The sequence below is a fragment of the Bartonella schoenbuchensis R1 genome (assembly GCF_002022685.1).
GTDB lineage: Bacteria > Pseudomonadota > Alphaproteobacteria > Rhizobiales > Rhizobiaceae > Bartonella > Bartonella schoenbuchensis.
On record NZ_CP019789.1, the window covers coordinates 1,573,956 to 1,598,526 of the forward strand.

General features: G+C 40.0%; 21 protein-coding genes and 4 pseudogenes. 7 read left to right on the forward strand and 18 right to left on the reverse strand.

Annotation, left to right across the window (positions count from 1 at the left end):
- Positions 1 to 32: 32 nt before the first annotated feature.
- The 5 genes and pseudogenes from BscR1v2_RS07095 to BscR1v2_RS08595 all read right to left on the reverse strand — a co-directional run bounded on the left by BscR1v2_RS07095 (position 33) and on the right by BscR1v2_RS08595 (position 5,625).
- A pseudogene (locus BscR1v2_RS07095) lies at positions 33 to 1,486 on the reverse strand (efflux transporter outer membrane subunit).
- A gap of 57 nt (positions 1,487 to 1,543) precedes the next feature.
- Positions 1,544 to 2,357, reverse strand: a pseudogene (locus tag BscR1v2_RS07100) (exodeoxyribonuclease III).
- Positions 2,357 to 2,992, reverse strand: coding sequence for a LolA family protein (locus tag BscR1v2_RS07105; protein ID WP_078690220.1), 636 nt, complete (start codon positions 2,990 to 2,992; stop codon positions 2,357 to 2,359). Before BscR1v2_RS07105 ends, BscR1v2_RS07100 begins: the two are co-directional and overlap by 1 nt.
- 144 nt (positions 2,993 to 3,136) lie before the next feature.
- The gene (locus tag BscR1v2_RS07110; protein ID WP_418214932.1) at positions 3,137 to 4,957 is read right to left on the reverse strand and encodes a DNA translocase FtsK; all 1,821 of its coding nucleotides are present in this window, start codon (positions 4,955 to 4,957) and stop codon (positions 3,137 to 3,139) included.
- Positions 4,958 to 4,977: 20 nt separating this feature from the next.
- Positions 4,978 to 5,625 (reverse strand): DNA translocase FtsK 4TM domain-containing protein, encoded by a 648-nt coding sequence (locus tag BscR1v2_RS08595; protein WP_418214933.1) that lies wholly within the window; start codon positions 5,623 to 5,625, stop codon positions 4,978 to 4,980.
- 222 nt (positions 5,626 to 5,847) lie between these two features.
- Here BscR1v2_RS08595 and BscR1v2_RS07115 point away from each other — a divergent pair.
- Positions 5,848 to 7,079, forward strand: a pseudogene (locus tag BscR1v2_RS07115) (ubiquinone biosynthesis hydroxylase).
- 303 nt (positions 7,080 to 7,382) lie between these two features.
- Here the strand turns inward: BscR1v2_RS07115 and BscR1v2_RS07120 are convergent.
- From BscR1v2_RS07120 to rimM, 8 genes and pseudogenes are all read right to left on the reverse strand, one after another.
- Complete coding sequence (locus tag BscR1v2_RS07120; RefSeq protein ID WP_078690221.1) at positions 7,383 to 8,162, reverse strand: succinate dehydrogenase iron-sulfur subunit; 780 nt, start codon at positions 8,160 to 8,162, stop codon at positions 7,383 to 7,385.
- A 14-nt stretch (positions 8,163 to 8,176) separates the two neighbouring features.
- A complete protein-coding gene (gene sdhA, locus BscR1v2_RS07125) occupies positions 8,177 to 10,021 on the reverse strand; it encodes a succinate dehydrogenase flavoprotein subunit (RefSeq protein ID WP_010704385.1) in 1,845 nt (614 codons plus the stop codon).
- 5 nt (positions 10,022 to 10,026) lie between these two features.
- Entirely contained in the window at positions 10,027 to 10,434 is a 408-nt protein-coding gene (gene sdhD, locus BscR1v2_RS07130) for a succinate dehydrogenase, hydrophobic membrane anchor protein (protein WP_236829001.1), read from the reverse strand.
- Positions 10,431 to 10,832, reverse strand: a complete 402-nt coding sequence (gene sdhC / locus BscR1v2_RS07135) for a succinate dehydrogenase, cytochrome b556 subunit (RefSeq protein ID WP_078690223.1) — start codon at positions 10,830 to 10,832, stop codon at positions 10,431 to 10,433. Before sdhC ends, sdhD begins: the two co-directional genes overlap by 4 nt.
- Before the next feature lie 522 nt (positions 10,833 to 11,354).
- On the reverse strand, positions 11,355 to 11,525 hold the full coding sequence (locus BscR1v2_RS08160; RefSeq protein ID WP_153302019.1) for a hypothetical protein: 171 nt from the start codon (positions 11,523 to 11,525) through the stop codon (positions 11,355 to 11,357).
- 349 nt (positions 11,526 to 11,874) lie between these two features.
- On the reverse strand, positions 11,875 to 12,312 hold the full coding sequence (gene rplS / locus BscR1v2_RS07140) for a 50S ribosomal protein L19 (RefSeq protein WP_078690342.1): 438 nt from the start codon (positions 12,310 to 12,312) through the stop codon (positions 11,875 to 11,877).
- Between the two features lie 239 nt (positions 12,313 to 12,551).
- On the reverse strand, positions 12,552 to 13,250 hold the full coding sequence (gene trmD / locus BscR1v2_RS07145) for a tRNA (guanosine(37)-N1)-methyltransferase TrmD (protein WP_010704389.1): 699 nt from the start codon (positions 13,248 to 13,250) through the stop codon (positions 12,552 to 12,554).
- A 46-nt stretch (positions 13,251 to 13,296) separates the two neighbouring features.
- Positions 13,297 to 13,835 (reverse strand): annotated as a pseudogene (gene rimM / locus BscR1v2_RS07150) (ribosome maturation factor RimM).
- Between the two features lie 132 nt (positions 13,836 to 13,967).
- On the opposite strand from rimM, the gene BscR1v2_RS07155 reads away from it, so the two are divergent.
- Positions 13,968 to 14,807 (forward strand): SapC family protein, encoded by an 840-nt coding sequence (locus BscR1v2_RS07155; protein WP_078690224.1) that lies wholly within the window; start codon positions 13,968 to 13,970, stop codon positions 14,805 to 14,807.
- A 2-nt stretch (positions 14,808 to 14,809) separates the two neighbouring features.
- Complete coding sequence (locus tag BscR1v2_RS07160) at positions 14,810 to 15,808, forward strand: tyrosine recombinase XerC (protein WP_078690225.1); 999 nt, start codon at positions 14,810 to 14,812, stop codon at positions 15,806 to 15,808.
- On the opposite strand, the gene BscR1v2_RS07165 is transcribed toward BscR1v2_RS07160, so the two are convergent.
- A complete protein-coding gene (locus BscR1v2_RS07165; protein ID WP_010704393.1) occupies positions 15,805 to 16,083 on the reverse strand; it encodes a BolA family protein in 279 nt (92 codons plus the stop codon). The genes BscR1v2_RS07160 and BscR1v2_RS07165 overlap by 4 nt on opposite strands.
- A 124-nt stretch (positions 16,084 to 16,207) precedes the next feature.
- On the opposite strand from BscR1v2_RS07165, the gene BscR1v2_RS07170 reads away from it, so the two are divergent.
- The 3 genes from BscR1v2_RS07170 (at position 16,208) to cobT (ending at position 19,950) form a co-directional block, all read left to right on the forward strand.
- Entirely contained in the window at positions 16,208 to 16,825 is a 618-nt protein-coding gene (locus tag BscR1v2_RS07170) for a J domain-containing protein (protein WP_078690226.1), read from the forward strand.
- Between the two features lie 217 nt (positions 16,826 to 17,042).
- A complete protein-coding gene (cobS, locus tag BscR1v2_RS07175; RefSeq protein WP_078690227.1) occupies positions 17,043 to 18,014 on the forward strand; it encodes a cobaltochelatase subunit CobS in 972 nt (323 codons plus the stop codon).
- 28 nt (positions 18,015 to 18,042) lie between these two features.
- Positions 18,043 to 19,950 (forward strand): cobaltochelatase subunit CobT, encoded by a 1,908-nt coding sequence (gene cobT, locus BscR1v2_RS07180; protein WP_078690228.1) that lies wholly within the window; start codon positions 18,043 to 18,045, stop codon positions 19,948 to 19,950.
- Between the two features lie 145 nt (positions 19,951 to 20,095).
- Here the strand turns inward: cobT and BscR1v2_RS07185 are convergent, their stop codons facing one another.
- Complete coding sequence (locus BscR1v2_RS07185; protein ID WP_078690229.1) at positions 20,096 to 20,749, reverse strand: VUT family protein; 654 nt, start codon at positions 20,747 to 20,749, stop codon at positions 20,096 to 20,098.
- Between the two features lie 124 nt (positions 20,750 to 20,873).
- The gene (gene rpmB, locus BscR1v2_RS07190) at positions 20,874 to 21,167 is read right to left on the reverse strand and encodes a 50S ribosomal protein L28 (RefSeq protein WP_007476415.1); all 294 of its coding nucleotides are present in this window, start codon (positions 21,165 to 21,167) and stop codon (positions 20,874 to 20,876) included.
- A gap of 328 nt (positions 21,168 to 21,495) precedes the next feature.
- Between rpmB and BscR1v2_RS07195 the strand changes: the two genes are divergently transcribed.
- On the forward strand, positions 21,496 to 22,269 hold the full coding sequence (locus tag BscR1v2_RS07195; RefSeq protein ID WP_078690230.1) for an SURF1 family protein: 774 nt from the start codon (positions 21,496 to 21,498) through the stop codon (positions 22,267 to 22,269).
- A gap of 311 nt (positions 22,270 to 22,580) precedes the next feature.
- Here BscR1v2_RS07195 and BscR1v2_RS07200 read toward each other — a convergent pair whose 3' ends face one another.
- A complete protein-coding gene (locus BscR1v2_RS07200) occupies positions 22,581 to 22,733 on the reverse strand; it encodes a DUF1127 domain-containing protein (RefSeq protein WP_010704399.1) in 153 nt (50 codons plus the stop codon).
- Between the two features lie 170 nt (positions 22,734 to 22,903).
- A complete protein-coding gene (gene purH, locus BscR1v2_RS07205; RefSeq protein ID WP_078690231.1) occupies positions 22,904 to 24,520 on the reverse strand; it encodes a bifunctional phosphoribosylaminoimidazolecarboxamide formyltransferase/IMP cyclohydrolase in 1,617 nt (538 codons plus the stop codon).
- Positions 24,521 to 24,571 lie beyond the last annotated feature (51 nt).

The window sequence follows — 24,571 nt, forward strand, 5'->3', positions numbered from 1 at the left end:
TTCTCCCTCATTTACTCTCAAGCGTAAACCCGTCACTCATCCACTATTTCCGGGAGTGAAACATCAACCACACCATCCCAACCACCACCTAATGCTTTCATTAAAGCAATATACTGTAAAGCCACATTAACATAGCTATTTTTAAGCGCCATTTGCGCAGAATAATATGAACGACGCGCATCTAAAAACTCAAAGAAACTAATATCCCCATTCTCAAAAAGGAGCTGGGAAAGCTTTAATGAACGCAAAGCAGCCGTATTTGCAACCGTCAGCTTTTCTAAACGCTGATGTTCCTTATAAAGTCTCACCAGTGCATTTTCTACATCTTCTAAAGCACCAAGCACCTCTGCCCGGTAAGTAATAAACGCTTGATCACGCTGTGCACGCGCCATTTCAACCGATGCAGCTCTCTGCCCCCATCAAAAAAAGGAAATTGAAGACCAGGCCCAAAAGACCACCCAATGGTTGAACTTTCTCCCAAATGGCCAATCTGTGTTGCCGTTGTTGAAATACGACCCGTTAAGGTGAGCGATGGGTAACGATCTGCCTCACGCTGACCAATGCGTGCTGTAGCTTGTGCATATTGGCGCTCTGCTCGCCGTAAATCTGGACGCGTTAACAAAATATCAGCTGGAATTCCTACAGGTATCGGCCATTGTGGTTGTGGAATTGCCCCTTCTTTTTTAGCACTCTTTTGTAAAAAAGCCTCCAAAGCCGTAGGAACACGACCAGTCAACACAGAAAGACGATGAATACTCATCGCTAAACTAGCTTCTATTTGGAATATATCAGCCTCTGTGTTAGCCATTTGTGCTTGCGCATTTGAAAAATCAAGTTCTGAAGCCTCACCAGCGGCCAATTTGGTACGCATAAGTTCAAAAGTTTTACGCTGCGATACAACAATCCGGCGTGCAATCAACAATTTTTGTTGCCAACCACGCATTTCAACATAATTTGTTGCCACATCTCCCAACAATGTTACCATTGTCGCTCGCATATCTTCCACAGTACTATCAAGACCATAACGGGCTGCCTCAACCGCTCGCTTATGACCTCCAAAAAGATCAAGCTCCCAGCTGGCATCAAAACCACCACGATATTGACTTAAAGACACATCAGGCTGTTCAGAAAAACGATTGCCTGAAATTGAACCAGAAACACTTGGTGCAAGATATCCTGCTGTTTGCCCCACACTGGCACGTGCTTCACGAACGCGTGCTTTTGCAACAGCAACGTTATTATTACCAGATATCGCATCATCGATTAGCTCATTTAAAACAGGATCATTAAAACGCCGCCACCATCCCGCAAGTGCAACTGAGTGGTCAGATATTTGAGCAGATTTTCTCCCCCAAACTGCTGGAACACTAAAAGATGTCTTATGATAATCAGGGCCAACAGCACATCCTGACAACATCAAAAATACACAAAGGAAACTATAGTAAAGATTCTTTGAAGCAATCCACTTTAAAGTACTCATCCACATCCACCCTCCTTGCGTGGTCTTCAAATCAACCTAGCTATGTTTCTTCAAGCATTTATTTCAAACTTCACGTGAAAAATCAAATACTGTCTGTACTGGAACGTGATCGGAAGGTTGAGGTTCCCCCGTGCAGCACGGAAAATCGAAAGATCATCCATAAAAGGCGCTAAATCTGGTGAAGACCAAATATGGTCAAGCCGCCGCCCACGGTCAGAAAGAGCAAAATCGCGTGCCCGATAACTCCACCAGGTATAAAGCTTAGCAGGAACTGGAAATTTAATGCGCATCAAATCAATCCACCCCCTTCACGGCATAATGCTTGTAAACGCTCGGTTTCAACCGGCGTATGACTGACAACGTTCAATAATTTCTTATGAGACCACACATCATCTTCCAAAGGAGCAATATTCAAATCACCCAGCAAAAGAGAAGATAAACCATCACCTTGATCCGCTCGGATAGAAGACATTTCCTCTAAAAAATCAAGCTTATGACGAAATTTTTCATTCACACTAACATCAGGCTCATCACCCCCAGCAGGAACATAAAAATTATGAATCCGAATTGCCCTACCACAGGGCTGAACAACCACTGAAAGATAGCGGCACTCTTCTTTTTGACAAAAAAAGCGCTTTTCAACATCCAACAAAGGCAAACGTGAAACAACCGCCACACCGTGGTAAGATTTTTGACCACTTAGTGCAATATGCTCATAACCTGCCGCTTGAAAAGGCTCACGTGGGAATAAATGATCTGGGCATTTAGTTTCTTGTAAACACAAAATATCTGGCGCAAAGAGATCCAAATATTGAAGGACTTGCGCAAGGCGTAAACGAATAGAATTAACATTCCAAGTAGCAATACGAAAAAACATCAATTTCCATTCCGATTGCGCGATATTGCAATATTTTTATAAGGAATCGTAAACATTCCATCAACAAACCGAATCCCCGTGCGCACGTTCATAATTTGAACCGTTGTTTCCAAATTCTGCTGATCAACAATCGTCCACTGGCGCAAACTATAGTCTTTAGAATCAAAAATCATTCTTATCTGCCCTTTGCCAATGCTTTTATCATGCAAAACAATCGTTATCACCCCAGGATCTTCACGAAGCGCCAATAAATTCTTCGATGATATATTAATTTTATCGTCTAATAGAAATTTCATCGGTGTTTGAGAAAGTTGATAAAGGTTCCAAGTATTGAGCGCACGATTGTTCACACCCACCATTTTACCATCTGCTATAATCTGCAAAGGCACCCCTTTATAACCAAAACGAATCCTACCAGGACGCTCTAAATAAAATGTTCCCTCACTCATTTTGCCCTTTGGGCTAAACTGAATAAAATCCCCTGTCATTGTTTTAATTTCGGAAAAATGATTAGCAATAGCCTGAGCCCGCGCTACCTGACGAGATGACTGCGCAAAAGAAGGCACAGCCAACAGCACACAAATAATAAAACCAAAAACAATAAATACTCTTCTTGATGATAAATAATATGTCATCACAGACAACGCTCCTAATCGCTTAAAGCAACATATGCTCATTTGAAAATATAAGCAGCAAACTTCAAAATATAAACATCAAACAATACCTTTAACTTGTAAATATTCATTAAAGTATTGTTTAAAAAATTCATTTAAAGGCTTTTACTTTAACGGCTCTTCTTCAGCAGGTACTAAAATTTCTCGTTTTCCCGCATGATTAGCAGGGCTAATGATGCCTTCTTCTTCCATCCGCTCAATCAGTGAAGCAGCACGGTTATACCCAATCCCTAAACGGCGCTGAATATAAGAAGTTGAAACCCTACGATCACGCAAAACAACTGCAACAGCTTGACTATAAGGATCATTTTGCGCAGGAGTGACAAGAGAAACATCAACGCCATGATCTGCCGTTTCTTGTGTAACAGCCTCTAAATAATCAGGCTGCGCTTGAGCTTTCAGATGAGCAACAACCTGTTCAACTTCATTATCAGCAACAAAAGGACCATGAACACGCTGAATACGCCCCCCTCCCATCATAAAAAGCATATCCCCCTGCCCTAGCAATTGTTCAGCTCCTTGTTCACCAAGAATTGTCCGACTATCAATCTTTGAACTAACAGAAAAAGAAATGCGTGTAGGAAAATTAGCTTTAATCGTACCCGTAATAACATCCACCGAAGGGCGCTGTGTGGCCATAATCACATGAATACCAGCAGCACGCGCCATTTGTGCTAAACGTTGAACTGCTCCTTCAATATCCTTCCCCGCAACAAGCATTAAATCTGCCATTTCATCAATAATAACAACAATATAGGGCATAGGATTTAAATCGAGAGTTTCTGATTCATAAAGGGGCTCACCAGTCGTGCGATCAAATCCCACTTGGACCGTTCGTGTCAATGTCTCTCCTTGACTTTGTGCTTCTTTTAAACGCGCATTAAACCCATCAATATTACGAACGCCAACTTTTGACATTTTACTATAGCGCTCTTCCATTTCACGAACAGCCCACTTAAGAGCAATCACTGCTTTTTTAGGATCTGTTACCACCGGCGTTAATAAATGCGGAATACCGTCATAAATCGAAAGTTCAAGCATCTTAGGATCGATCATAATTAAACGACATTGCTCAGGTGTCATACGATAAAGAAGTGACAAAATCATTGTATTAATAGCAACAGATTTACCCGACCCAGTGGTACCTGCTACCAAAAGATGCGGCATCTTTGCCAAATCTGCAATCACCGTTTCACCACCTATTGTTTTACCCAAAGCAAGCGCTAAGTTTGCTTTGTTGTGAACAAATTCTTGAGCTTGCAAAATTTCCCGCAAATAAACTGTCTCACGCGTTGCATTGGGCAACTCTATTCCAATCACATTGCGCCCTGGAACAACAGCAACACGTGCTGAAATTGCACGCATTGAACGAGCAATATCATCAGCCAATCCAATAACACGTGAAGATTTAATACCAGCTGCTGGCTCAAATTCATATAAAGTTACAACTGGCCCAGGGCGTGCATTAATCATTTTACCCTTAACACCAAAATCTAATAAGATTGTCTCAAGTTCACGAGAATTTTCTTTTAAAGCAGTAGGAGACAATCTCGCATCTTTCTCAGCCGGTGGAAAAACAGAAAGATAATCCAAAAGTGGAAGCGTAAAACCATTTTTAAAAACAACTTTTGACGGCTTGAAAACACGACCCTTGGAGGACGAAACAGATTCTTTATGGGGGCAAGACTCCTGCTTTCCTTCTTCTTCAAATAAAACCGGCTCAACCCGACCAAATACATTTTCTTCCCCCTCACAGAGCCAACTTTGCTGCTCAGAAAGATCATCTCGTTTCTTAGAATTCTTGCTCCATGAAAAAAGGCGCCCCAAACGTGCTTGTAAAAAATAAAGAAAATGCAAAACTGCTCCAAAAACTGTAACAAAAAAACCAAGCAGCACTTCATAGATAGAGTGATGAGCCTCTTCCACATCATCACTGACTGAATCTGTTACTTTGACCTTTTTGTTTTTTTGTTTCTTTTGTCATCATTCTTGCAACGCCACGCCACATTGCCAGCAAAAGCAGCTATCACAAAACCTAAAGGAGCAAGACAAACACCTATAAAAGCAATTTGTAAGGAAGAAAAAAAAGCAAAAAAGGAAGGAAAAAATAAATAAGCAGTATTTAAAATTTTATCACCCACAACGCCTCCAAAGCCAATCGGCAAGGGCCAACGCGTAAAAGAGGCAAAATGTGTCAACAAAGCAAAAACAGCTGAAAAATAAATCGCTGATACCACCCACAAAAAAAGACGAAATATAAAATTACGAATATCTTTTTGTGCCAACAATAAAAGTGACCAAAAAAACGGGGGTAATAAAATGCACAAACTTGCCAAACCAAAAAACTGTATAGCAAAATCTGAAAAAATCGCACCAGGCCACCCCATAAGATTTGTAACCTCATGAGCATTGGCATAAGTCAATGATGGGTCTACAACATTCCATGTTGCTAAAGCTAAAACACAAAAAATAATAAGACCCAAAAGCCCAAGCCCAATGAAGGCACCAATCTGACGCAAAAATAAATTCACAAGACGTGGACTTTGATAATCAAGCCTTTCTGATAAATGATCAGAAGACAAATCTTGGCGCATCAATCAATTCCAAATATAAAACTTTTCATAAAAAACTGGTTGCACAGCTTATAGTTAAAAACATTACAGCTTATAGTTTTAAAATATTAATGCCATTTTAACCATTCTTATTACAACAATTTCTTAATTAAGACTGTAAAAATAATTTTCAAAAAGGGTATTATTTTCATTTAAGAGCTAATAAACTACACAAAAGTAGAAAGAAATGTAGTGTCTTTTAATATGAATCAAAATATAAAACAATGTGATCTCCTCATCGCAGGGGGAGCAATCGTTGGTTTAACACTTGCGCTAGCACTCAAACAAGCCGCACCTGAGTTGAAAATAAACATTGTCGATGCCCCCCTCAAGAGAATACCCCTAGTAAAAAAAGACAAGCGCTAGCCATTTCCGCTGCTTCTATTCGTATGTTGAAGCAATTGCAATGCTGGGAACATATCAAGCCTCATGCTCAACCTATTCATTCAATGCTCATTACTGATGCACGCGTTAATGATCCTTTCAAACCAACCCTTTTAACCTTTGAAGGAGATATCACCCCTGGCGAGCCCTTTGCCGCTATGATTGAAAATAAAGAGCTTACTGCTGTTTTAAAAAAACGTGTAAAAGAACTGAATATCCCTTTCATCAAAACTGCACGTGTCGTTGATTTTTACCAAGAAGACCACCACACAACTGTTACCTTGAGCAATAAAGAAATTTGGCAAACACAATTGCTGATCGCAGCTGATGGAACACGTTCCAAACTACGCGAGAAAGCAAACCTTAAAAACTTTGTGCACCCTTATAAACAAACAGCAATCATATGCACTATCGAACATGAAAAACCCCATCATGGTCAAGCAATTCAACATTTTTTGCCTGCCGGGCCTTTTGCTCTTTTGCCCCTTAAAGGCAATCGATCAGCCATTGTATGGAATGAAGACCATCAAACCGCTCAATATTACCTTAAAGCTGATCCTCTTATTTTTGAAACAGAACTCGAAAAACGTATCGGTCATCGATTTGGAAAACTCACTTGGGATGGCGAACGCCAAGGATTTCCTTTAGCCCTTTCGCTAGCATATTCTTGCATTAAACCCCGTTTTGCTCTTGTGGGAGATGCTGCCCACACAATTCACCCCATTGCAGGTCAAGGTCTTAACTTAGGGCTTCGTGACAGTGCAGCTTTGGCTGAAGTTATCATTAAAACAGCACGGTTAGGTCTTGACATTGGGTCAATCATCGCTCTTGAGCGCTATCAAAATTGGCGACGTTTCGAAACCGTGCGTATGGCCTTGAGTAATGACTGGATCAACAAGCTCTTTTCTAACGATACCCTATTTTTGAGAGTACTGCGTGATATTGGTCTTGGACTTGTTAATCAGAGGCCAAAAATAAAAAAATATTTCATTCAAGAAGCTTCCGGCCTTACCCCAAATGCCCCACGCCTTTTACGTGGACTCCCGCTCTAAATGAACCACAGCACCCCTCCTCCCCTTTTTAAAAACAGTAAAAGCCCTTATTTACAAAACCGCACCTATCATATCGTTCACGAACACAAGTGCGTTTCAAGAGCACAACACATCTCAAAAACACAAGTATAATTTCAAGGTGCTAATAGATTCTAAGATGCACAATACAAAAGAAAAGCAAGTGCACAGCAAAAAATTCAATAACCCCACCTTCCAAAGCACACAAAAAAAAGACAGGGGCATATATGCCCCCGCTTCCTCCTATTGTTTTTGTTGCTAGCTAATTTCTAAGCTAATAATTTTTTAAAGACGGCGTTCAACCATAAGTTTTTTAATCTCAGCAATCGCTTTAGCCGGATTTAAACCCTTTGGGCAAGTTTGCGTACAATTCATAATCGTATGGCATCGATAAAGCCGGAAAGGATCCTCCAGATTATCAAGACGCTCCCCACTCATCTCATCGCGCGAATCAGCAATCCAACGATAAGCCTGAAGTAAAACAGCAGGCCCTAAATAACGGTCACCATTCCACCAATAACTTGGACACGATGTTTGACAACACGCACAAAGAATACACTCATAAAGACCATCAATTTTTTGACGATCAGAATAGCTTTGCAACCACTCTTTTGCAGGCTCAGGTGAAACAGTTTGCAACCAAGGCTCAATAGCACGATGCTGCGCATAAAAACGCTTCAAATCAGGAACCAGATCTTTAACAACCGGCATAGAAGGAAGAGGATACACCTTGATGGGATGTTTCACATCATCCATCCCTTTAGTACAAGCCAGCGTATTGACCCCATCAATATTCATCGCACATGAACCACAAATACCCTCACGACACGACCGACGAAGCGCCAAAGTTGGATCAATATGATTCTTAATAAACAAAAGGCCATCAAGAATCATCGGACCACATGCTGAACGATCCACATAATAGGTATCAAGACGAGGATTATCCTCATCATCAGGTGACCAACGATAAATGTGAAATTCTGTCAGCTGTGTCGCACCTTCAGGTTTAGGCCAAATCTTTCCAGCCTTTACACGAGAATTTTTGGGAAGCCTAATTTGAACCATGACTCATTCTCCCCTTAGTAAACACGTTTTTTAGGCACAATGCGTTTTAAGTCTATACCGCCATCTGCCTCAGATGTTAATGGATCCACGTGAACAGGCCGATAGGATAATGTCACTTTCCCATCTTTTGACAAATGCGAAAGTGTATGGCAACGCCAATTTTTGTCGTCACGCTCTGGATAATCTTCACGCGCATGCGCCCCACGGCTTTCTAAACGCGCAGCCGCAGAATGAACTGTCGTAATAGCATTTGCCATCAAATTCTCAAGCTCTAATGTTTCAACCAAATCAGAATTCCAAATCAACGAATGATCTGTCACTTTAAGATCAGAAAGTTCATTCCAGAGTTTACTTACACGCTGACATCCTTGCTCTAAAGAATCTGCCGTACGGAACACTGCAGCATCTTCCTGCATAGTCCGCTGCATTTTTTCACGCAACACCGCCGTTGGTGTATGCCCTTGAGCAAAACGCAAACGATCAAAACGTGCCATAATTTCATCAACAGCTGTTTCATTAATTGCCGGAATCTCTGCATTGCGGTCAATTATTTTTCCTGCACGAATTGCAGCCGCACGCCCAAATACCACAAGATCAATCAGTGAATTGGAACCCAAACGATTAGCACCGTGAACAGATGCACACCCTGCCTCACCCACAGCCATCAATCCAGGTTGAACACAATCAGGCGAATCACTTGTTGGGTTTAAAACTTCCCCATAATAATTGGTAGGAATACCACCCATATTATAATGAACTGTTGGTAAAACCGGGATAGGATCTTTTGTCACATCAACACCTGCAAAAATTCGTGCTGATTCAGAAATCCCCGGTAAACGCTCATGCAATATAGCAGGATCAATATGATTGAGAACCAAATGAATATGGTCCTTCTTGGCACCAACCCCACGCCCTTCACGAATTTCAAGCGTAATACAACGTGAAACCAAATCACGTGAAGCCAAATCTTTAAAAGAAGGCGCATAACGTTCCATAAAACGCTCACCTTCAGAATTGATCAAATAACCACCTTCTCCACGTGCCCCTTCTGTGATTAAACAGCCAGAACCATAAATACCCGTGGGGTGAAATTGAACAAACTCCATATCCTGAAGCGGCAACCCAGCACGTGCAATCATTCCACCGCCATCACCTGTACATGTATGGGCTGATGTAGCAGAAAAATAAGCACGTCCATAACCACCTGTTGCCAAGACAACCATCTTAGCAGAAAAACGGTGAATTGTACCGTCATCTAAATTCCACGCTACAACACCTGTACACACACCATCAGTCATGATCAAATCAAGCGCAAAATATTCAATAAAAAATTGCGCATTATGCTTTAAGCTTTGCCCATAAAGCGCGTGCAAAATAGCATGCCCAGTACGATCAGCCGCCGCACAAGTACGTTGAACTGGCGGACCTTCCCCAAACTGCGTCGTATGCCCACCAAAAGGCCGTTGGTAAATTTTACCCTCTTGTGTACGCGAAAAAGGAACCCCATAATGCTCTAATTCATAAACAGCAGCAGGAGCATTGCGCACCAAATATTCCATCGCATCAGTGTCGCCAAGCCAATCAGAGCCTTTCACTGTATCATACAAATGCCACTGCCAATTGTCAGGCCCCATATTTGCAAGAGACGCTGCAATACCGCCTTGTGCTGCAACTGTGTGCGAACGAGTGGGAAAAACCTTTGTAATACATGCTGTCCTTAACCCCTGTTCAGCCATGCCAAGGGTTGCACGCAAACCTGAACCGCCAGCGCCAATAACAACAACATCAAATTTATGATCTACATAATGATAAGGAGCATGACCCGCTTTAGGGCCCAAAGACGATACTGTAGCCACCATGTTGGTTAAACTCCCAATACGATTTTTAAAAGAGCAAAAATAATGAAACCACCCAAAACACAACAAAATAAGGTGTTTAATACTAAAAATAATATCCGCAAATTTCCATGTGGAATATAATCTTCAATAACAACTTGCATTCCAAGTTTCATATAATAAAGGCTTGAAAAAGTCATCAAACCCATTAAAACCGCCACAATAGGGTGCGAAAGTCGTGCATAAATAACATCATACCCCTCCCCCACAAGCGAAATGACAAGAACAATAAAAAATATCCAAAGCAGCACACTGGTAAAACCCGTCAGATTTTCTAACCAAAAATGCCCTGTTCCCTCATGCGCACTTCCAAAACCACGCACTTTCCCAAACTCTGTTCGAAAATCTTTTTCATATTTTTCTCCATCCCCTATCAAGACAACCCATATCCAATAACCCAAATTGCGCATGTCACAATAAGGGTAATAAACACAGTTGCCCAAGCAGTCGCAGTTGCTTTTTCTTTTGCTAAAAGACAAGGCTTCATATTCCAAACAAGATGGCGAATACAGCCAACCATATGGTGAACCCCAGCAAGCGTAAAAAGAAATAACACACACAACCCCGGGAAAGATCCATAAATCCCATTAACCGTTTTAAACGTATCACTCCCGCAAGCGATTGCCCCCAACCAAATGGCAAAACATATCATTCCAAAATAAAGCGCTACACCAGTGATACGATGTGCAATCGACATCGCCATAGTAATCGACCAACGATAAATACTCAAATGGGGAGAATAAGGGCGATCTTTTATCCTAGATGTCTCTATCATAAAAACTCTGACCTGACTTTCATTGCAACTTTATCGCAAACGAGAAAACTCATAATAAACGATCAAGCACATTCCAATTTTGATACCTAAAGGCGCACATTACAGGTCGGTTATCTCAAATAACGGATTAAAGGTCGCGCATAAAAAAAACCGATTAGCTTATAGCTATAAACCATAAAGCCTGCTTTGTTTAGTACAATTTTATCTTCACGTCAAAGGCTTAAACATTGTTTCTTCAACGAAAACATGTATTTTTTTCAAACCCGCTCAAATCCCACCCGTTAAATAGTAACGAAATACTTCACAATATTTACAGTTTAAATCATTAACTATATTAAATCATTAATGAAAAAACGAAACTGCTCTTCTTGATAGAGAACTTTCAAATCACGCTTAACATTAAAATAAACTTCCCCTTATTAAAATAAGCTTCTCTTTTAAAGACACCCCCCTCTCTGAAGAGATCAATAGATTGAGTGCCCCAATAATCCACACATATCAAATTCAACTTCAATAACAGTGTTACAGCTTTTTTGCTGATATTTGTTCCTTCATCAAACCCGCATTTCCTTCATAAAAATACACTGAAGTACTCATTATAACGAAAATTATTGGAATAACTTTTAATTCACACGACCAAGGAGGCGCCATCCCTACATCTCCTCCAATCTCCCCATTTTTAAATGTACCCATTTTTATAAGAGTATATCGGTTTCTTGATAGTTTTTGTGTAAGCAATTTTTGCATCAAAAAAGTAACAAACAATTCATTACAAAAAATATTGTTAAAGTTACCACTACACACATTTTGTAAGATCAATACAAAGCAAATAAAATATTAAAAGACACCTTTCATTTTTCCATGAAAAAAAATGATTCTCTAAAATTTGATCACCAAGCATCTCTTTATAAGCATCTCTAAAGGATCTCTCTTATTTTGTATAAAATTCCTTGATAAAGGAGTTTTATAATCGCAATTCTTCCTCACAAAGCAAAAAAGCGGCATAAAAGCCGCTTTTTTAAAAAAAACTTTAAAGAAATATTTATTCAGCAGTCTTGTCTTCAACTTTTTCTGCAACGACTGCTTTTTCTCCTCCCTCAGAAACCTTAGCATTCTTACGGTAATCTCTCTTTTCAGCGATACGTGCAGCCTTTCCTCTTAAACCACGAAGGTAATAAAGCTTTGCACGACGCACCTTACCCCGGCGGACAATCTCAACACCTTCAACCAAGGGAGAATACATCGGAAACACACGCTCAACACCTTCACCATAAGAAATTTTGCGCACTGTAAAGCTCTCATTCAAACCACCGCCCGAACGTGCAATGCAAATTCCTTCATAAGCCTGAACACGTGTGCGCGTACCTTCCGTCACACGGACCAAAACGCGCAACGTATCTCCCACCTGAAACGCTGGAAATTGGCGTTTTTCTTCAATTTTTGCGCATTGTTCAGCTTCAAGCTGCGCTATAATATTCATTTCTTTCATCCTTCATGTTCTTTTCGAACAGTCAGAGCCTTAAACTCTTACCACAAAGCTGCCTTTCATACAAAAAGGATATTCTTTGGGTTCTGCTTTAAACACCTGGGCTCTGCTTTAAACAAGAGCGAATACACTATTTTTTCTTTTAGAATTTATTTCTTTTAAATCCATAGAAAGCTTTTTTCAAAAAACTCTCTTAAAAGTGCGTTGTGCAATACACCATCTTTAAAAATGAATCAAGCTTTTCGAAGATTTTTGGTATAAAGAGCATAAAGGTCAGGTCGACGTTGCTGTGTTAAACATTCGGCCTGCTCTTGACGCCAATTTGCAATAGCTTTGTGATGGCCTGATGTCAATACCGGTGGAATAGTAAGTCCTTCAAAAACTGAAGGACGCGTATAATGGGGGTACTCAAGCAAATTATTCTCAAAACTTTCACATTCTCCAGAAGCTTGATTGCCCATAACACCAGGTAAAAGTCGCACAATTGCATCCATAAGAACCAATGCAGCCACCTCTCCACCTGAAAGAATATAATCACCAATTGAAATTTCTTCTAATTTTCGCGCTTTTATCACGCGTTCATCAACCCCTTCAAAACGACCACACACCAATATCGCGCCTAAACCACGAGCCAAAGAACGAGCATAGTTTTGGTTAAAAGGACGTCCCCGTGGGCTCAACAAAAACCTTGGCAAATCAGGGGGGCAACTATCAATTGCAGCAGCCAACACATCTGCCCGCATCACCATACCAGCACCACCACCAGCCGGTGTATCATCAACACTGTGGTGTTTGTCAAAAGCAAAGTCTCTAATCTGTACTGTATTGAGCGACCATATCCCTCGCGCTAAAGCCTGCCCTGCTAAAGAATGACCTAATAATCCTGGAAACATTTCAGGATAAAGTGTTAAAATATGCGCTTGAAATCCCATGCTTATTCCCTCATCCTACTCTTTTTGTTCAAATCTCCCTTATTTATTATTCTTCTTTCATGTAAGCCAAACCCGCTGCCACTGGATTGATCACAATAAAACCAGAAGCAACACAAATTTCCGGCACAGCCGCCTTGCTAAATGGAATGAGCTCTCTCTTGCCGCCATCTAAACAGATTTCAAGCAAATCACCAGCACCAAAATTAAAAAAACCGCTCACTTCACCAAGACGCTTGTCTGCATCATCATAAACGCAAAGCCCAATCAAATCGATTTGATAAAATTCATCCTCAGCCAAATCATCAAGCAATTGATCTCGCTTAATATAAAGGTTAATTCCCTTTAAAGCTTCGGCAGCACTTCGCTCCTCCACCCCCTTAAAACGCACAATTGCATCGTTTTTTTGCACCCGAAATGTTGCAATTTCATAACAGCGCCCTCCTTTATCATAAAGGACACCATAAGCCTTTAAGCGCTCAGGCTCACCTCCCAATACCTTAACCCAAACATCCCCCTAATTCCATGGGCAGCACCAATAATGGCAAGACAAATTGCCTTTTTAAGTTTTTTTCTCTTTTGTTTCATGTATAATATCATCTCTTCTAAAAAGAAAGAATCATTATATACTTAATTATTGTCCATTAGAGCTTGTTGCCATACAAAAATCTTATAAAAGCGTATTTTGTGGCATATAGTGAATGAAAAAGGAGAAATCTGATGGCGAATATTATGCTTTTTTATAAAAATGTTACTCCAATCAACAAAACTTTTCATAGAAGTCTTAAATTCAATCCCTCACAAGATATGTCCTTTGCAAAAGATACTCATTGGGTTCCCCTAGCAAGTGATGAATATTTTCAAGCTGCTCTCGACTACCCTATCTTGTTTATGAGCGCAGAAGATGAACAAAAAAAGCGCCATTACACATCCATCGCTCTTGTAGGTCTTTCTAATGATGTAAATAATTACATTACTGCTGATAAAAGTTGGCAACGTGACACTTATATCCCTGCTTTTATTCGCCGTTATCCTTTTGTTCTTGCACAAATACAAGATCAAAAAGAGCTTTCTGTTTGCTTTGACCAACAATCTGGCATGTTTAATGACGTTACAGGCATAGAGCTTTTCAATTCTGATGGGTCTATTTCTCCCTTCATGGAAGAGCGTATCAATTTTCTTGAGCACTTTAAAATTGGTATGGAAAGAACAGCTGAATTTATTGATACTCTTGTCAAGATGGACCTTCTTAGTCAAAAATCAATTAATGTCAAAAATGACAAAGGTCTTTCAGCTCAATTAGAAGATTTCTGGATTGTTGATGAAGAAAAACTGCATAAATTACCGGCTCATCAACTTGCTAAATTGCATAAAAATGGCTTTTTAGGGCGGATTTTTGCGCATCTTTTGTCAATGAATAATCTTCTAAAGGTGCTCTCTCTAAAAGGTGCAAGTCAAGCCGCTGCTAATTCTGCTGCCAATTCTATAGAAAAGAAAGAAAAAACAAATGGGCAGGCTAGTTCTGAAAAGCCCAAAAAGGGAAAAAATACTCTTAACTAGAAATGTCTCCCAATAATGACAACAAAAAAGGCCAAAATGCTCCTCTGATCCCAGCGGAGCAGGGTCTTTTGGTTGCAAGAAAAAAATGGCTAGAGGGTCTTGTAAAAACGCGTCGTATGGCTACACACACAGCACAAGCTTATGAACGCGATACACGGCAATTTTTGATTTTTTTGTGTCATCACCTCGGGCATGAAGTAACTTGCAAAGACCTTGCTGATTTGCGTGTAGTTGATTTGCGTGCTTATTTGGCCCATCGTCGTACGTTAAAAATAAGTGCACGCTCTTTAAGCCGAAATGTGGCGAGTTTGCGCTCTTTTTTCAATTACTTATCACGTGAGGGTATCGTTGATACACTAGCTGCTAAACTTATTCGCACACCAAAACACCCAAAGCTTTTACCTAAACCTTTGAATGTACAAGCAGCATTGCATATCATCAAACCAGAAAATCAACAAGAAGATGAACCATGGATTATTGCCCGTAACGTTGCTGTTTTAGCACTCCTTTACGGCTGCGGAATGCGAATATCAGAAGCTTTAGCACTTACACCAGAACAATTTTCTGATCCAGAGATAACAAGTCTGTCTGTAATAGGAAAAGGGGGCAAAACACGCCTAGTTCCACTGATTAAAACCGTTTACGAAATGGTAGAGACTTATCTTAAATGCTGCCCTTACCCTTTAGTGAGCACTCAACCAATGTTTCGTGGTGTTCGAGGTGGCCCGCTACAACCGGCTATTATTCAACGCCTTGTTCAAAATTTACGTGCTCGTCTTGGTTTACCAGAAACGACTACACCCCATGCATTGCGTCATTCTTTTGCAACCCACCTTTTGTCGCGTGGAGGGGATTTGCGTACCATTCAGGAATTACTTGGCCATGCCTGTTTATCGACAACACAAGTTTACACCCACATTGATACAGACCGCTTATTAGAAGTTTATCAAAAAGCACATCCTCGTGCTTCAAAAGTCATTGAATCAGAAAAACCATCTTAAGCAGCTTCAACTTCAAGAGCCAAAGCATGAATATGCGTCGTTAATTCTTGCTGTAAAACTTTATAAATCGCCCGGTGTCTTTCTACCCGTGACATACCTGAAAAAGAAGAAGAAAAAATTTTCACCCGAAAATGCGTTTCCCCATGACTATCAAAAACACCACCTTCATGACGATGCCCCGCATGAAGACTGCTTTCATTAATCACTTCAAGTTTTTGTGGGCAAAAAGCATCACGAAGCTTTGTTTCGATGACTGTTTGAATCACAGTAGACATTTTTTCTTTACTCTCCACTAAAATGGATAGTGTAATTAGCCATCTTCGACACTACATTAAGTATGAAAATAAATTTTCAAAGTCAATCCTTGTCAAACACACCGATTTTGCATAAACCAAAAACATGGCTACAACATCTAAACTATTTGATTCAATTCGTATCAGCTCCAATAAAAGAAAACAAGGTGAAGCACAAACCCAACAGTGTCAATGGGAGGGGTGTGAAAAAACCGGGGTGCACAAAGCGCCAGCAGGCCGTAATCGTGAAGGGCAGTATTTTTACTTTTGCCTTGATCATGTACGTGCTTACAATAAAGACTTCAATTATTTCTCAGGCCTTAGCGATAAAGATATCGCAAATTTTCAGAAAGACGCCCTCACAGGGCACCGCCCTACGTGGTCTGCTGGGAGCAATAGTGCATCAAAAAAAACATCCCCTCACTATGCAACAATTCGCTCTGGAACAGCGGCTTATCAAAACCGTATGCGTGATCCCTTTTCATTTTTCACCAAACGTCACTCAGCCGGTACAACCTCACGAAAATTAAAACCTTTGGAAGCCAAAGCTTTTGATACTTTAGGGTTACAAGCCAATGCCTCAGCTGAGGATATTAAAACAAAATATAAAGAACTGGTCAAAAAACATCATCCTGATGCCAATGGTGGTAACCGTTCTTCAGAAGAACGTTTTCGCGATGTTTTACACGCCTATAATTTACTCAAGAAATCCGGCCTGTGCTAAAGTGCTAAAGGAGGGGGTCACCGTGCTCAAAGCAATCCACTTTAGTGCAAGAGTGCAAGCTGTTTTCTTGTTTAATTTACTTGTTTTAAAAACACCATGAAATATTAATCATTATCTCCCATCCCCTCTCTTTCTACAGAGCATTGCATCAGCAATTGATGTCTTGTATTGTTTTTCAACTCAAATAATAAAGAGTGGATACCCTTCCAGAAAAACAATGACAAAACCAAATCACGCTACCGATGTTCCTGATATCACAGTCTGCGCTCGTGATATATTTCATATTGATACAGACATGAAAGTACCCGCTTTTAGCGCAAAAAGCTTACATGTCCCTGACTTAGATCCCGATTATCTTTTTGACCAGCAAACAACTTTAGCCATTTTAGCAGGCTTTGCTTTTAATCGTCGTGTTATGGTTTCTGGCTATCATGGCACTGGTAAATCAACACATATTGAACAAGTCGCTGCACGTCTTAACTGGCCTTGTATTCGAATTAATCTTGACAGTCACGTTAGTCGCATTGACCTTGTTGGAAAAGATGCCATCGTTTTAAAAGATGGTCTACAAATCACTGAATTTAAAGATGGCATTTTACCCTGGGCTTATCAAAACAACATTGCTCTTGTCTTTGATGAATATGATGCAGGCAGACCTGATGTTATGTTTGTTATTCAACGGGTACTTGAAGCCTCTGGGCGGTTGAGCTTACTCGATCAAAACCGCGTTATCGCTCCTCATCCAGCATTTCGCCTTTTTGCAACAGCAAATACCATTGGCCTTGGCGATACAACAGGGCTTTATCATGGCACACAACAAATTAACCAAGCCCAAATGGACCGGTGGTCTATTGTGGCGATATTAAACTATTTACCCCATGACCATGAAGTTGACATTGTCTGTTCAAAAGTCAAACATTTCCAAACATCTCAAAGAAAAAAAACAGTTTCACAAATGGTGCATGTAGCCAACATGGTACGCCAAGCCTTTATCAATGGTGACCTTTCAACGGTTATGAGCCCGCGCAGCGTAATCACCTGGGCAGAAAATACTGAAATTTTTCAAAATGTTGACTTGGCTTTTCAATTAACCTTTCTTAATAAATGTGACGAACTCGAACACTCAATCGTTGCAGAGTTTTACCAACGTGCTTTTGGAAAAGAGCTTACCAAATCACTCAATCTATAATGTCTGATCTTTAAGGAATGCGTCAATTATGACGACAGAAGTTGGTGACAACAGCAAACATCAAATAAACCACTCTCCCAATGGTAAGTTTGACATTGCAGCTTTTAAAAAAGCCGTTTCTATCTGTACCCGCACACTTTCTAGCACATGCAATTTTGAAGTCACTTTTAACAAAAGCAAATCATCTACAAACGACAATTATGTCCACCCATCAATATTACCACCACACATAACACAAAAAGATGTCACCATTACCCGTGCATTGGGAGATTGCATAGCACTACACAAAGCATGGCATGATCCCCATATTCATGCCAAGTTTGCTCCAACACAACCAGAAGCACGTGCTATTTTTGATGCTCTTGAGCAAACACGCGTTGAAGCAATCGGCACCTTAGCAATGGAAGGAATTGCTCAAAATCTTGATACAATGCTCGCCGATAAATACCAAAAAACCCATTACCAAATGGTGCGCCATCAAAGTGAAGCGCCTTTAGAAGATGCACTTGCACTTTTACTGCGTGAAAAGATAACAAAACGCCCCCCTCCCCAAGAAGCTGAACCCATATTGGAATTATGGCGTCAATCAATTGAACAAAAAGCTGCAACAGAACTGCGTGAGCTTACATATCATATTTATAACCAAAAAGCTTTTGCACATATTGCTCATCAAATGCTTATTGCATTGAAAATTACCGACCAATTGAATGAAAATTCCAAGAGGGAACGCAGTAGAAAACCAAACAATGATCTTGAAACCAAAAGCCCAGATAAAGAAGAAAGTGAAAGCGCAAAATACTCTCAAAATAAAGAACAAAAAACAACTGACCAAAACAATGATAGATATGATAAAGAGAACACACGAAACACCCAATTAAGCGATGATGATACAACCCAAAAAAAACAGGAAAATACTTGGCAAAAAGAACAAAGGAAATTCAAATGCTCTTCTGATGTTTCTCAGCCAATGGAGAAACTTGCTGATTATAAAATTTTCACGCGTCAATTTGATGAAATTTCAGAAGCGACTCATTTTTGTTCAGAAAGCGAATTAGATCATTTACGCCACTGCCTTGATAAACAATTAAATCATCTCCAAAACATTGTCGGACGCTTAGCAAACCGCCTGCAACGCCGTCTTATGGCACAACAAAATCGTTCTTGGCATTTTGATCTTGAAGAAGGACATCTGGATACAGCACGACTTGCACGCCTCATTATCGATCCCATGCAATCGCTTTCTTTTAAAAGAGAACACGATACACACTTTCGTGATACAGTTGTCTCATTGCTCATTGATAATTCAGGATCAATGCGAGGACGACCAATTACTGTTGCAGCAAGTTGTGCTGATATTTTAGCGCAAACACTTGAACGCTGCAAAGTCAAAGTCGAAATTTTAGGCTTCACCACTAAAGCTTGGAAAGGCGGTCAAGCCCGGGAAGAATGGAACAACCAAAATAAACCTGACAATCCAGGGCGTTTAAATGATCTGCTCCATATCATCTACAAAAGTGCCGATACACCATGGCGCCGTGCCCGACGTAATTTAGGCCTAATGATGCAGGAAGGATTGCTCAAAGAAAATATTGATGGTGAAGCACTCATTTGGGCGCATCAGCGCCTTCTATCACGACACGAATCTCGCCGTATCCTCATGGTCATTTCTGATGGTGCACCAATTGACGATTCAACACTTTCTGTTAATCCTAGTTCTTATCTTGAAAAGCATTTGCACGCTGTCATTCAAGAAATCCAAACACATTCACCTATAGAATTAATTGCCATTGGCATTGGTCATGATGTCACACGTTATTACCAACGCGCTGTGACAATCGTCAACGCTGAAGAACTAGCAGATGCCATGACAAAACAATTAGCAACACTCTTTGACCCTAAAAAAACTAATCGCTCACACAATATTTTCAAAAGATAAACATCCACGATAAATGATTTGCATGCACCAAACACATAAATAAAGCACATTTCAAATGCCCTTTATTTCCACAAATACACTAAAAATCTGATCATATTTATGAATTGATGATAAATCTTAAAAAAACTAACGAAAAGCTTTCTTTTTAGTTCTCTGATAAAAGTGAAACTCTAAAACTTCTCAAAATTGTACCATAAGGCACAAGCATAACCAGACTCATCACTATTTTAACTGAAAAATCACCACAAGCAAGTGAGAACCAAACTGGAACGTCAAACCCAAAAAATATTGTTTTATCCAAGATAGAACTATCAACATAACCTGTCATGTGATCGATAAAACTAAAATGACTAGAAAAAGCAATAGCAAAAAACAATACCGTATCCAAAGCTGAGCCAGCCAATGCTGCTGCTAAAGGTGCCTTCCACCATGTTTTACGTCGCAAAGGTGTAAAAACAAAAATATCCAGTAATTGCGCAAATAAAAATGCCATACTAGAAGCAATGGCAAGCCGTGGCGTAACTAATACCCAAGAAACAAAAAAAGCCGTTATAAAACCAGCATACACCACACGTCGCGCCGCAGCTGGACCATAAAAACGATTCGTTAAATCATTAATCAGAAAAGCAATTGGATAGGTAAAAGCCCCATAGGTCAAGATTTCATTCAAATCAAACCAATAGATAGGATATTGAACCAAAATATTGGAAGCAGTCACCGCCAAACACATTGCAAAACTTGCAAAAACAATATGCTTTTTTCTTTGCTGCTCTGCTAAAGATTTACAGGTTGAAAACATTCCTTGTAACCTGAGGTATAAACGCGAATCAATCAGTAGTATAAGCTAAACACCCACAGATTTAAAATCTCACCCTTAAAAAATAAGAGCAAACATTTTAAATTCTGCTTTGAATCAAAATCAATCAAGCAGCTTGTTCAGCTTTTTTCTTCATGATCTGGCGTTTTAATAAACGCGCACGTTGCGACAACTCTTTATCATCAGCTTTCACCAAAAAGCAATCAAGACCACCACGATGTTCAACTGAACGTAAAGCATGCGCTGAAATACGTAAACGGTAACTTTGCTGAAGCACTTCCGAAATTAATGTCACATTGCAAAGATTTGGCAAAAAACGACGACGCGTTTTATTATTGGCATGGCTAACATTATTCCCATACTGGACAGCTTTTCCTGTTAATTCGCAGGCACGAGACATAGACTTCACCTTTAAACTTTAAGAAACTTTTAAATTCCAAATCCAGCAATACAAAACGGGTGCCAAGCACACCAAATTTAGCCTTGAACAAGCATCATTGGAAATGTCGGGTTTATAAGGTGTTAGCACTAAAAGGTCAAGCATTTTGATATTTATCAATGCTTATTGATACTTATTTTGTCAATTTTGCAGTTCCATCACCAATATCAACCATATTTTTTTCGCGTGATTACCAATATTACTGTCTTTTTGACAGATATGTTACTCATTTTTGAAAAAAACACATAAAATATTTTCTTTAAACGCTGAACATGCTAAAAGAGAATTGATGACTAAAATGAAACAATCTCCAACAGAATCACACAACAAAAATATAAGTTTTTTTTCTATTCTGCTTGGCATTTTATGTATAAGCTTTTTTTTGCTTTTCAGTGCACTAGGCGTCTGGCAAATGCAACGGCTAAACTGGAAAACGAATCTTATTGCCAGTGCTAATCAGCGCATTCATTTACCCCCCATCAAAGCTCCCTCCCAAGATCAATGGGAGCATGTTACTTTTGATAAAGATGAATATCGCCCCGTCACACTTACCGGAAAGCTCTTAACAGACAACAATATTCTTATAACAGCCCTCACTCAAGATGCCACTGGTTATTGGGTTTTAACACCCTTACAAACAGCAGATAATACTCTAACCTTTGTAAACCGTGGTTTCATTCCTATGGATGCACGCCACCACTTTGAGCAAGAAAACACCCCACCTCATCCCCATTCTTCCACGAATACAGAGCAGACTACGATCACCGGTTTTTTACGTATGAGCGAAGGAGAGGGAATATTTCCACGCAAAAATAACCCTGATCAAAATCTCTGGTATACACGCCAACTCCCCGCCATGGCCCAAAAGCTAGGGCTTTCCAATGTAGCCCCTTATTTTATTGATGTTACACAAAAAATAGCCACACAAGGAAATCTTCCTATTGTCGGTCTAACAGTTGTGCATTTTAACAATAATCACCTTAGCTATGCTCTCACATGGTTCATTTTAGCAGCTGGTGTTTTGGGTGCATCTTTTTTTCTGCTTTCAAAATATAATAACTAAAAAAGATAAAACCCTCAAATATCCCCATCTCATAAAATAAATACTCAAATACCCCCCTCTTTTAAAAAGAGCATGCATTACTTAAGATATCATCATATTGTGCTGAAAATTATAGACTTTACTCGGTTTCTTTTCAAAGAAACATCATTCATAAACTTGAACTTGTAAAGCTGATAGGAAAACAATTCTCTTTTTTGCCCTCTTCCCCTATTTCTACAATAGAGGAAAACACAAACCCCGCATCAAAACACCCCCTTTAAATTTCACACCCAAGTGATCACGTGTAAATAGTGCTTTATCAAAAACAAACATCAAAGAGATTTGCGCGAAAAACGCCACGCAATTGAACGAATATCACCCCGATTAATACCAAGATCATTAAGTTCATATGTTGAAAGATTATTTAATGCCTTAACTGTCCGACGATAACGGCGCCAAGAACCAAAAGACTGTAGAATGTTCATGTTTTTTACCCAAATCTTACGTTAAATTCTTGAGATCCATAAGATAGAGCAAATTTCACAAATAAGTTGTGCTATAATCACATAACTGTCGTGCGTTTATAGCATAGGAGCATATTGCCAAATTTCCTTCATTCGACTGGTAAACAAAAACAAATAAAAAGCCATACGCTTTAATGGCGAAAATGGCGCACACCTGTAAAAACCATTGCCAAGTTATGCGCATCAGCCGCTGCAATAACTTCCTTATCGCGCATTGACCCACCTGGTTGAATAACTGCACTCACACCAGCTTCAGCAGCTGACAATAAACCATCAGCAAAGGGAAAAAACGCATCTGATGCAACAACAGATCCCTTGGTTAAAGGCTCTGTTAAACCCATTCCTTTTGCGTTTTCTTCAGCTTTATGAACTGCAATTTTAGCTGAATCAAGACGGCTCATTTGGCCAGCACCAATACCCACTGTTGCACTGTTTTTTGCATAAACAATAGCGTTTGACTTAACATGTTTAACAACACGAAACGCAAACTGAAGATCACGCATCTCATCTTGGCTTGGTGCCCGCTTCGTTACCACCTGGAGTTTTAAATCCTCAACCACCGCATTATCACGCGACTGTACTAAAACTCCCCCTGAAAGTGTTTTAAAAATCAGCCCTTCAGAACGTGGATTAGGCACCCCCCCCGTTATCAATAAGCGGAGATTTTTTTTCTGTGCAATGATTTCACGTGCCCCCATTGTCGCATCAGGAGCAATAATTACTTCCGTAAAAAGCTTAACAATCTCTCCTGCACACTCTTCATCTAAAGGGCGATTTAAAGCAACAATCCCACCAAATGCTGATATGTTATCACATCTTAAAGCATTTAAATAAGCTTCTTTTAAACTCTGCCCTTCTGCAACACCACAAGGATTGGCATGTTTAATAATAGCAACAGCAGCGGTTCTACAAGGATCAAATTCTGCCACAAGCTCAAATGCTGCATCTGCATCATTCATATTATTATAAGAAAGTTCTTTACCCTGTAAAAGCGTTGCGGTTGCAACCCCAAAACGTTTATCACGCGTATGATAAAACGCTGCCCGTTGATGCGGATTTTCCCCATAACGCATCACACTATCAAGATGACCGGAAAAATTCTGCCAAGATGGCATTTCAACTTTTAAATCTTGTGCAAACCAAGCCGCTATTACTGCATCATAGGAAGCTGTGTGCTCATAAGCACGTGCTGCTAATTGACGACGCAATAAAAAGCTTAAACACCCATTATGTTTCTTTAATTCATCCAAAACCAAATCATAATCACAAACTGATGTCACAACACCCGTATAAGCATGGTTCTTAGCCGCTGCGCGAATCATCGCTGGGCCACCAATATCAATATTTTCAAGAATCGTTTGTGAATCTGCCCCCGATTGAATTGTTGCTTCAAAAGGATATAAATTAACCACAACAAGATCAATCCCACAAATACCATGTTCTTCCATAGCAGCTGCATGGTCTGGGTCTTTTCTAATGCCCAATAAAGCACCATGAATTAATGGGTGGAGTGTTTTAACACGCCCATCCATAATTTCCGGAAATCCTGTTACCTCAGCAACATCTTTTACCGGTAAACCAGCATCCTTTAATGCTTTGGATGTCCCCCCCGTTGAAATCAGCTCAATCCCATAAGCGTGAAGCGCTTGTGCAAACTCCACCAAACCAGTTTTATCAGAAACAGAAAGAAGAGCACGACGAACCTGATGAAGATCAGGCGCAGAATAATTTTTTGAAATAGCAGCCATAAGGAAGATTCTAAAAATAAAATGATTAAAATTCAAGCAAATTTATAATGT

Excerpts from the sequence above, each read along its gene's own strand:
- cobS (WP_078690227.1), top strand. The coding sequence starts at position 17,043 with ATGACAAAACCAAATCACGCTACCGATGTTCCTGATATCACAGTCTGC.
- BscR1v2_RS07195 (WP_078690230.1), top strand. The coding sequence starts at position 21,496 with ATGACTAAAATGAAACAATCTCCAACAGAATCACACAACAAAAATATA.
- BscR1v2_RS08595 (WP_418214933.1), bottom strand. The coding sequence starts at position 5,625 with ATGCGCCAAGATTTGTCTTCTGATCATTTATCAGAAAGGCTTGATTAT.
- BscR1v2_RS07105 (WP_078690220.1), bottom strand. The coding sequence starts at position 2,992 with ATGACATATTATTTATCATCAAGAAGAGTATTTATTGTTTTTGGTTTT.
- BscR1v2_RS07155 (WP_078690224.1), top strand. The coding sequence starts at position 13,968 with ATGGCGAATATTATGCTTTTTTATAAAAATGTTACTCCAATCAACAAA.
- BscR1v2_RS07120 (WP_078690221.1), bottom strand. The coding sequence starts at position 8,162 with ATGGTTCAAATTAGGCTTCCCAAAAATTCTCGTGTAAAGGCTGGAAAG.
- BscR1v2_RS07160 (WP_078690225.1), top strand. The coding sequence starts at position 14,810 with ATGTCTCCCAATAATGACAACAAAAAAGGCCAAAATGCTCCTCTGATC.
- BscR1v2_RS07165 (WP_010704393.1), bottom strand. The coding sequence starts at position 16,083 with ATGTCTACTGTGATTCAAACAGTCATCGAAACAAAGCTTCGTGATGCT.
- BscR1v2_RS07185 (WP_078690229.1), bottom strand. The coding sequence starts at position 20,749 with ATGTTTTCAACCTGTAAATCTTTAGCAGAGCAGCAAAGAAAAAAGCAT.
- trmD (WP_010704389.1), bottom strand. The coding sequence starts at position 13,250 with ATGGGATTTCAAGCGCATATTTTAACACTTTATCCTGAAATGTTTCCA.
- purH (WP_078690231.1), bottom strand. The coding sequence starts at position 24,520 with ATGGCTGCTATTTCAAAAAATTATTCTGCGCCTGATCTTCATCAGGTT.
- BscR1v2_RS08160 (WP_153302019.1), bottom strand. The coding sequence starts at position 11,525 with ATGGGTACATTTAAAAATGGGGAGATTGGAGGAGATGTAGGGATGGCG.
- BscR1v2_RS07170 (WP_078690226.1), top strand. The coding sequence starts at position 16,208 with ATGGCTACAACATCTAAACTATTTGATTCAATTCGTATCAGCTCCAAT.
- rpmB (WP_007476415.1), bottom strand. The coding sequence starts at position 21,167 with ATGTCTCGTGCCTGCGAATTAACAGGAAAAGCTGTCCAGTATGGGAAT.
- cobT (WP_078690228.1), top strand. The coding sequence starts at position 18,043 with ATGACGACAGAAGTTGGTGACAACAGCAAACATCAAATAAACCACTCT.
- sdhA (WP_010704385.1), bottom strand. The coding sequence starts at position 10,021 with ATGGTGGCTACAGTATCGTCTTTGGGCCCTAAAGCGGGTCATGCTCCT.
- BscR1v2_RS07200 (WP_010704399.1), bottom strand. The coding sequence starts at position 22,733 with ATGAACATTCTACAGTCTTTTGGTTCTTGGCGCCGTTATCGTCGGACA.
- rplS (WP_078690342.1), bottom strand. The coding sequence starts at position 12,312 with ATGAATATTATAGCGCAGCTTGAAGCTGAACAATGCGCAAAAATTGAA.
- sdhC (WP_078690223.1), bottom strand. The coding sequence starts at position 10,832 with ATGATAGAGACATCTAGGATAAAAGATCGCCCTTATTCTCCCCATTTG.